At 42.6% G+C, this 6,957-nt stretch carries 6 protein-coding genes and 1 pseudogene; 6 read left to right on the forward strand and 1 reads right to left on the reverse strand.

The annotated features are described in order from the left end of the window. Positions 1 to 82 precede the first annotated feature (82 nt). The 6 genes from HMPREF2983_RS12705 (at position 83) to HMPREF2983_RS12730 (ending at position 6,130) form a co-directional block, all read left to right on the forward strand. The gene (locus tag HMPREF2983_RS12705) at positions 83 to 898 is read left to right on the forward strand and encodes a helix-turn-helix domain-containing protein (protein WP_141757665.1); all 816 of its coding nucleotides are present in this window, start codon (positions 83 to 85) and stop codon (positions 896 to 898) included. A gap of 377 nt (positions 899 to 1,275) precedes the next feature. Further along, complete coding sequence (locus HMPREF2983_RS12710) at positions 1,276 to 2,163, forward strand: M48 family metallopeptidase (protein WP_070669038.1); 888 nt, start codon at positions 1,276 to 1,278, stop codon at positions 2,161 to 2,163. Positions 2,164 to 2,285: 122 nt separating this feature from the next. Then, positions 2,286 to 2,732, forward strand: a complete 447-nt coding sequence (locus tag HMPREF2983_RS12715; RefSeq protein WP_070669058.1) for an NfeD family protein — start codon at positions 2,286 to 2,288, stop codon at positions 2,730 to 2,732. Positions 2,733 to 2,763: 31 nt separating this feature from the next. Continuing rightward, positions 2,764 to 3,714 carry an SPFH domain-containing protein gene (locus HMPREF2983_RS12720; protein ID WP_004372175.1) on the forward strand — a complete coding sequence of 317 codons (951 nt, stop codon included), beginning with the start codon at positions 2,764 to 2,766 and terminating at the stop codon, positions 3,712 to 3,714. Positions 3,715 to 3,784: 70 nt separating this feature from the next. Then, positions 3,785 to 4,876: a UDP-N-acetyl glucosamine 2-epimerase gene (locus tag HMPREF2983_RS12725; protein ID WP_070669041.1), complete on the forward strand. Its 1,092-nt coding sequence runs from the start codon at positions 3,785 to 3,787 to the stop codon at positions 4,874 to 4,876. A 654-nt stretch (positions 4,877 to 5,530) separates the two neighbouring features. After that, positions 5,531 to 6,130: a porin family protein gene (locus tag HMPREF2983_RS12730; RefSeq protein ID WP_070669044.1), complete on the forward strand. Its 600-nt coding sequence runs from the start codon at positions 5,531 to 5,533 to the stop codon at positions 6,128 to 6,130. Positions 6,131 to 6,218: 88 nt separating this feature from the next. Here the strand turns inward: HMPREF2983_RS12730 and HMPREF2983_RS14365 are convergent. Then, positions 6,219 to 6,957: pseudogene (locus tag HMPREF2983_RS14365) on the reverse strand (FERM and PDZ domain-containing protein 3); the annotation flags it as partial.

A 6,957-nucleotide genomic window follows, 5' to 3' on the forward strand; every position in this document is an offset into this window, starting at 1 on the left:
GGAAATTTCCCCATCTCTTTTCTACTGAGCCGATATTCTTGCAGGCGGATGTGGAAAATATCTTCGTCTGACTCCTGCTGCTTTGGAAGATCGGATGACGAGCCGAAAGTTGTATTTTACCGAATTACGAGTGAATGGTAAGACGGTTCCTTTCGATGGGGATAGGCTAACGACGTTGAACTTTGAGCATAATGATGATATAGAATTGTTTGTTTCCACTTTAGATTATGTTCATGCCGCTCCGCTTAAGTTTGCATATAAGCTTGAAGATAAATGGATTACGGGCAACGACAATGGCATAAACTTAGGACAATTGCCCTTCGGTCATTATACCTTGCAAGTGAAGGTGCTTGACGGAAATGAAGACATCGTGACCACTTTGCAGCTTGATGTCAAATCTCCTCTTTGGTTATCGTGGTGGGCAATCTGTTTATATGTTTTCCTTTGTGGTCTTGTGGGGTGGTTGATGTCAAAGCTTTTTATGTCCTATCAAAAACAACTTGCAAAGCCTTCTGTACCAGATACTTCTGCTGTTACTACTCGTTTGATGCCGGATGAAAGGCCACTGTCTGAAGACGACAATCGTTTGATAGCCCAGGCTACAGAGACTGTCGAGGCACATTTGGCTGATGCAGAGTTCAGTGTGGAGCGTTTCAGTGAGGAGATGAACCTCAGTCGTAGTGCACTTTATAAGAAACTCATGAATGAAACGGGGCTGTCTCCGCTTGAATTCATGCGGAGCATTCGATTGCAGCATGGGCTTCAGTTGCTCCAGCAAGGGAATATGTCGGTCGCAGAGATTGCCTATAAGACGGGATTATCGCCAAAGCAGTTTTCGAAATTCTTCAAAGAGCAATATGGTTGCTTGCCATCGCAGTATAAAAAGAATTGTACTTAGGCGTATGTTTGCATGTCTTTTCCTATCAGGTACTGTAGTGTTGCAATATGTTTGGTTATCGGTATAGAAATGATTGATAATGAGTTGATTATGCAAAAGGAAAGTCTTGGTTTCTCATCTCATTTCACATGGTAAAGTAAAGTGACGCATTTCATCTTGTGAAGTGCGTCATTTTATCTCGTGAAGTGCGTCATTTTATCGCCTCATTTGACTTATTTCATCGCGTGATTACATTCATTTCACAAACCGATGAGTGGGGAATGAGATTATCAGATAATGCAAAACATACTGAAAAATAACGTATTTTCTTTGTTATTCTCACTTTTTAGACTATATTTGCATCTGTAAAATTGCAGAATTAGAGATTAAAGAAGATAATGAAGAATGTAAAGAGTTTGATGCTGATATTGGCCACTTCGTTGCTGATAGCAGCATGCGGAACGACACAGACTGTGCCTGTGACAGGTCGCAAGCATTCGCTGTTGGTCAGTGATGCACAGGTGTTGAGCCTCAGTAAGGAAGAATATAGCAAATACATGAAGAGTGCAAAGCTGTCTTCAAACGCTGCAAACACTGCCATGGTACAGCGGGTGGGCAGGCGTTTGGCTTCTGCTGTTGAGGCCTATTTGCGTAATAACGGTGCTGCAGATGAGATTAAGAATTTCTCTTGGGAGTTCAATCTTGTTGCTGACAAGAATGTCAATGCCTTCTGTATGCCGGGAGGAAAGATTGTTGTCTATGAGGGCTTGTTGCCTGTGACGCAGGATGAAGCTTCTTTGGCAATAGTCCTTGGGCACGAGATTGCACATGCTGTTGCCAAGCATAGTGCTGAACAGATGTCGAAGAAAATACGCCAGAGCTATGGCACTCAGATAGGAAGTCAGATCCTTGGAGCTATTGCAGGTCAGTCGGTTGGTGATTTGGCAGGTGCTGTTGCACAGCAAGGTTTCAGCTTTGCCAACCTCCGTTACAGTCGTGACAATGAGACAGAAGCCGACCATATCGGTCTGATTTTCGCAGCTATGGCTGGTTATAATCCGCAGGTGGCAGTGCCTTTCTGGAAGCGAATGGCAGCTTTGAGTGGAAATAGTAATCAGAGTGACATGTTCAGTGATCACCCCAGTGATGCCAAACGCATTGCAGCTATCCAGCAGTGGATGCCTACAGCCATGAAATATTATGAGGCTTCGGGCTATGCTTCAAAGTCTGTACCGTCCGTAAAGCTTAATCCTGCAAAGAAGAAAGCTTCTCATCGAAGACGATAAAAGCAGTGTTTGCCGTCCTTACCCACTTCAGAAGAAAGGGGTAGGGGCGTAGCCTGTTCCTGATAGGAACGGCTTTTTTGACAGAAGATATTATTTTGTTTCATCTTTAAATGATCATGACCATGATAGATTACATTGTAGGAAACTTATGGATAATGTGGGCAGTCATCATGTTGGGTTGCCTTATTCTCGAACTGAGTTCGGGCGATTTCTTTATCACCTGCCTTGCTATCGGTGCCTTGGTAGCTACAGGTGCCTCATTCGTTTTTCCTTTCTGGGCACAGATATTGATATGGGCAGTCTGCTCGATACTGAGTATTTGGCTCATTCGCCCTAAGATGCTCCGTCGCTTGCATGCTGCCGGTGAAGAGCGTCTCAGTAATGCTGATGCCTTGATAGGACGTATTGGGATCGTGATTGAACCCATTCTTGCTGACGGAAGTGGTTATGTGAAAGTGGATGGCGATGAGTGGAAGGCAGTCAGCAATGTTCCTGAAACAATAGAAAAAGGCAGTAAGGTGGAAATCATTGCCCGGGATTCAATCATTGTAACAGTAAAGTTGATATAATGAATAACTGATAACATAAATAAATTAGCGTATGGGAATCTATTATGCAGTGGCGGCCTTCGTTGTTCTGGCCATCATTTTCATTAAGATGACTGTGGTGATTATTCCACAGAGTGAAACGAGAATTGTAGAACGTTTGGGTAAGTATTATGCGACACTCAAGCCGGGTATCAATCTGATTATTCCTTTTGTAGACCGTACGAAGACGATTGTTGCGATGCATAACGGTCGCTATGTCTACACCAATACGATTGATCTGCGTGAGCAAGTGTATGATTTTGCACGCCAGAATGTAATCACAAAAGATAACATTCAGATGCAGATTAATGCTTTACTCTATTTCCAAATCGTTGATCCGTTTAAGGCTGTCTATGAGATTAATAATCTGCCGAATGCCATAGAGAAGCTGACACAGACCACTTTGCGTAATATCATCGGTGAAATGGAACTTGATCAAACCCTCACCAGCCGCGATATCATTAATACAAAGTTACGCGGTGTGCTTGATGATGCCACCAACAAGTGGGGGATTAAGGTCAACCGTGTGGAGCTTCAGGATATAACACCTCCTCAAAGTGTGCTTCAAGCCATGGAGAAACAGATGCAGGCAGAGCGTAACAAGCGTGCAACAATCTTGACAAGTGAGGGAGAAAAGCAGGCACAAATCCTACAGAGTGAGGGTGACAAGGCTGCCATTATCAATAAAGCTGAGGCTGCCAAGCAACAGGCGATCCTCAATGCAGAGGGTGAGGCGACAGCACGCATACGCAAAGCAGAAGCCGAGGCAATCGCTATAGGCAAGATTACTGAAGCCGTTGGCAAGAGTACGAACCCTGCCAACTATCTTCTTGCACAGAAATATATTCAGATGATGCAGGAATTGGCACATGGAGACAAGAACAAGACCGTGTTCCTGCCTTACGAAGCTACCAATATGTTGGGAAGCATTGGTGGTATTAAGGAACTTTTCAAGGCTGAATAAGAAAAATAACACTGCATTTGTTTCATGGTTTCATAATATTTTCATACTTTTGTGATAAAATGTCAGGCGTATGAATATTGCAATCGTTTGTGGGGCACGTCCTAATTTTATCAAGGTGGCTCCGATTATCCGAACCATTAGAAACAATAAGAGTTATAGTGCTGTAAACTATCAGCTTATCTATACCGGAACCGCGGACGACCCTTCACTTGAGGCTTCACTCTTCACTGATCTTGAGATTGGTCGTCCCGATGTGTTCTTGGATGTTGACTGTGAGAACCTCAACGAACTTACCGGTCAGGTGATGTCGAAATTCGAACAATATCTGCAACAGCATCCGACTGATGTCGTCATCGTTGTTGACGACCTTGCAAGTACAATGGCAACGGCTATCGTTACCAAGAAACAAGGCATCAAATTAGCACATATTGCAGCAGGAACACGCAGCTTTGACATCAATATGCCGAAAGAAATCAATCGTCTTGTCATTGATGGTTTGAGCGATGTTCTCTTCACAGCAGGTATCAGTAACAACAACATTGCCAACAAAGAGGGTGCAGAATTGAGTAAGGTCTACATGGTTGGCAACATTCTTATTGATAATCTTCGCTATAATCACGGTCACTTGAAGCGTCCTGCCATACTTGATAAACTTAGACTTGAGGAAGGCAAGTATATTGTATTCACGCTCAATCGTAAGGCCCTTATTGACAACAAAGCACATCTTGCCCAGCTCGTCAAGGCTGTTATCAGTGGCATGAACGATGCAACACTGCCTATTATAGCTCCTCTTCGTGGTCGTGCAGCTGGTGTTGTCAAGGAAATCTTGGCTGAAACCAGTTACCCTTCTGCTATCACGTTGATAGAGCCCCAAAGCTATCTTGACTTTGAATATATTACGGCTCATGCCTGTGGTATCATCACTGATAGCGGTAATGTGGCCGAAGAAGCAACATTCAATCAAATTCCTTGCATTACACTCAATAGCTATACGGAGCATATCGAAACCGTGAAAGTGGGTACGAATGTCCTTGTTGGTGAGGACCCAAAACTTCTTTCAGTTTCAGTTTCCAATATGATTTCGGGGCAGTGGAAAGCATCTGGTATTCCCGAACGTTGGGATGGACGGAGTGCTGAACGTATTTTGCAGATACTCTGTTAGTTACTTCGTTTAACGGATACATGTTTATTAGAGTTGTTAAGTATAAACTTGTGTCCGTCAACAATGTTAAATAATGTATTAATCCTTGCTTTTCTTTTTTCCTTTCTCTATTTTTGTAGCGAAAGGAAAGGATTTCCATTAATTCCAGAATATATTGAATTAGATGACATTGAAGTATTAAAGTAAGAAGCAAAACATCTCTATTTAGCGTAATAATTAATTTTCGCATTAACAAGCTTCAATTTAGATTCGATAGGTTATAGTTGTAAAGGAGATTTATTCAGGAGATGTTTTATCAGAAGCCGTCGGGCTTCAAATCCCATAGGCGCTGTGTGCTTAGGTAGCATGCAGCGTTTGATACGTTTGGGCTTTCAGCTATTTTTCCCTATATGGTATATGGGATAATTGAAGACATTGAATAAATTCAGGTTGCCATATCTGTTATCTCATGGGTGGATGATTTGTTTTTTCAGGAAATTCAACCTGTTGTTTCTTTATTATTACTATTTTTTTTATCTTTGTAATGTATCTGCTGATTTAATGTTTTTGTTAGATTAAATGTGTGGTGCTAAGCTTGCTTGCCCATTTCCATAGTGTGGAAACGCTCTTTTGGAAAGCAGAAAAAGAACTTTGATAGTTTTAATTAATAATCATATGAAACGAAAAATGATAATCCTGTTGGCTGCATTATGTTTTGCATTAACAGGAAATGCGCAGAAAAAGACCATTGAACACAACTTCTATCTGGGAGTTGGAGTTGCGAATATGATGGAGGGTGGCGTCTATTATGCTTCGTGTGTGGGCTATGGACTGAACTGCTATCTGTCACCCCATTGGTCGGTCATGCCTGGTGTAGGCTATCGTGGCCGATTTGGGAATCCATTTGAAAGTGCTATGATAGGTAAAGAATACTATGATTGCTCTTTCTTAGATGTGCCCGTTTTGGTGCAGTATCATCAGCATGCATCTGAAGAAAACGGGTGGGTTGCAGAACTCGGTCCGGTATTTTCAATCCTTGCATCGAATGATTATCATTATGTTGATGCCGACCCTACTGACGAATTAAATGGAAAGAAAGTGTACCGAAACTTTGATTTCGGCATCCAGCCCGGCATTTATTATCAGGTGGGAAAGCATTGGCGCTTTGGTGTTCAAGCCCATGTAGGTTTTCTAAATATAGTGAAGAAGTATCCGAATATGAGCGAAACCCTGTATACACATGATGTTATGGCCACCGTAAACTTCCACTTCTGATGAAAGGGGAAAAGTGAGGGTATATCTTTCTGTATTAATTTCTAAATTTGTAAAACACCGCCCTGTTGGATTTTCTGTCGCTTTATGGTTAGGCAGATACGAGCAAAGCCTTTGATGAAAGGCTATTAGAAGCATTAATAAATCCGCCACAGTTTCTACTTCTTTCCTTTAGCGCTTGCTTTTTAGCCCATTCGATGCTGTAAAGTTTGTTTTGATAGGCCATGAATTGGGCGCGCATGTTGCTTCCTGGGCGCATCAGATTGGCTAAATAGTCCTTGGCATCAGCAACATCTTTGACTCGCTTGGCGTACGATTGACAGTAGTGTTGGAACCAAAGAAATAGGTTACGGCGTACGACAAAGTTCATCCGCACGGCAAGATTGGCAATGCGTTCGAGGCTTGTCATGTAGTCATTATCTTGATAAAGCTGGCTTAATAGGTTGTATATTACGCCCATTTCTACCTGTAAGGGCGGAGTTTCTGCTGCGTGTTCGGCCCTCTGCCACACTTTCATTATCCTTATTTTCTGCCGTTTACTGACACAAGATGTAGTAGAGTGTATGACCGTTGTACTTTCCTTTCTCCTCACCCCTTTTTTCTCACCGTCGCACTCCCCTCCTTGGGAGGGGTCGAGGGAGGCTCCCCTTTCCCTCAAACTCTTCTTGTCGGCGTCGTACCCCCCTCCTTGGGAGGGGGTGGGGGAGGCTCCCTTTCTCTTTTTCTCTTTCGTCGTTATTTGTTCTTGTTCTAGTTCTTTGTTCTTAGAAAAGCTAACTTCTTGATTATCAAGAAACTCATTTGTTAATTTATCTAAACTTCTGTTTGAC

The organism is Prevotella sp. HMSC077E09, from assembly GCF_001814685.1.
Lineage (GTDB): Bacteria > Bacteroidota > Bacteroidia > Bacteroidales > Bacteroidaceae > Prevotella > Prevotella oris.

Coding starts and splice junctions, on each gene's coding strand:
- HMPREF2983_RS12715 (WP_070669058.1), top strand. CDS start 2,286: ATGATAGATTACATTGTAGGAAACTTATGGATAATGTGGGCAGTCATC.
- HMPREF2983_RS12710 (WP_070669038.1), top strand. CDS start 1,276: ATGAAGAATGTAAAGAGTTTGATGCTGATATTGGCCACTTCGTTGCTG.
- HMPREF2983_RS12720 (WP_004372175.1), top strand. CDS start 2,764: ATGGGAATCTATTATGCAGTGGCGGCCTTCGTTGTTCTGGCCATCATT.
- HMPREF2983_RS12725 (WP_070669041.1), top strand. CDS start 3,785: ATGAATATTGCAATCGTTTGTGGGGCACGTCCTAATTTTATCAAGGTG.
- HMPREF2983_RS12730 (WP_070669044.1), top strand. CDS start 5,531: ATGAAACGAAAAATGATAATCCTGTTGGCTGCATTATGTTTTGCATTA.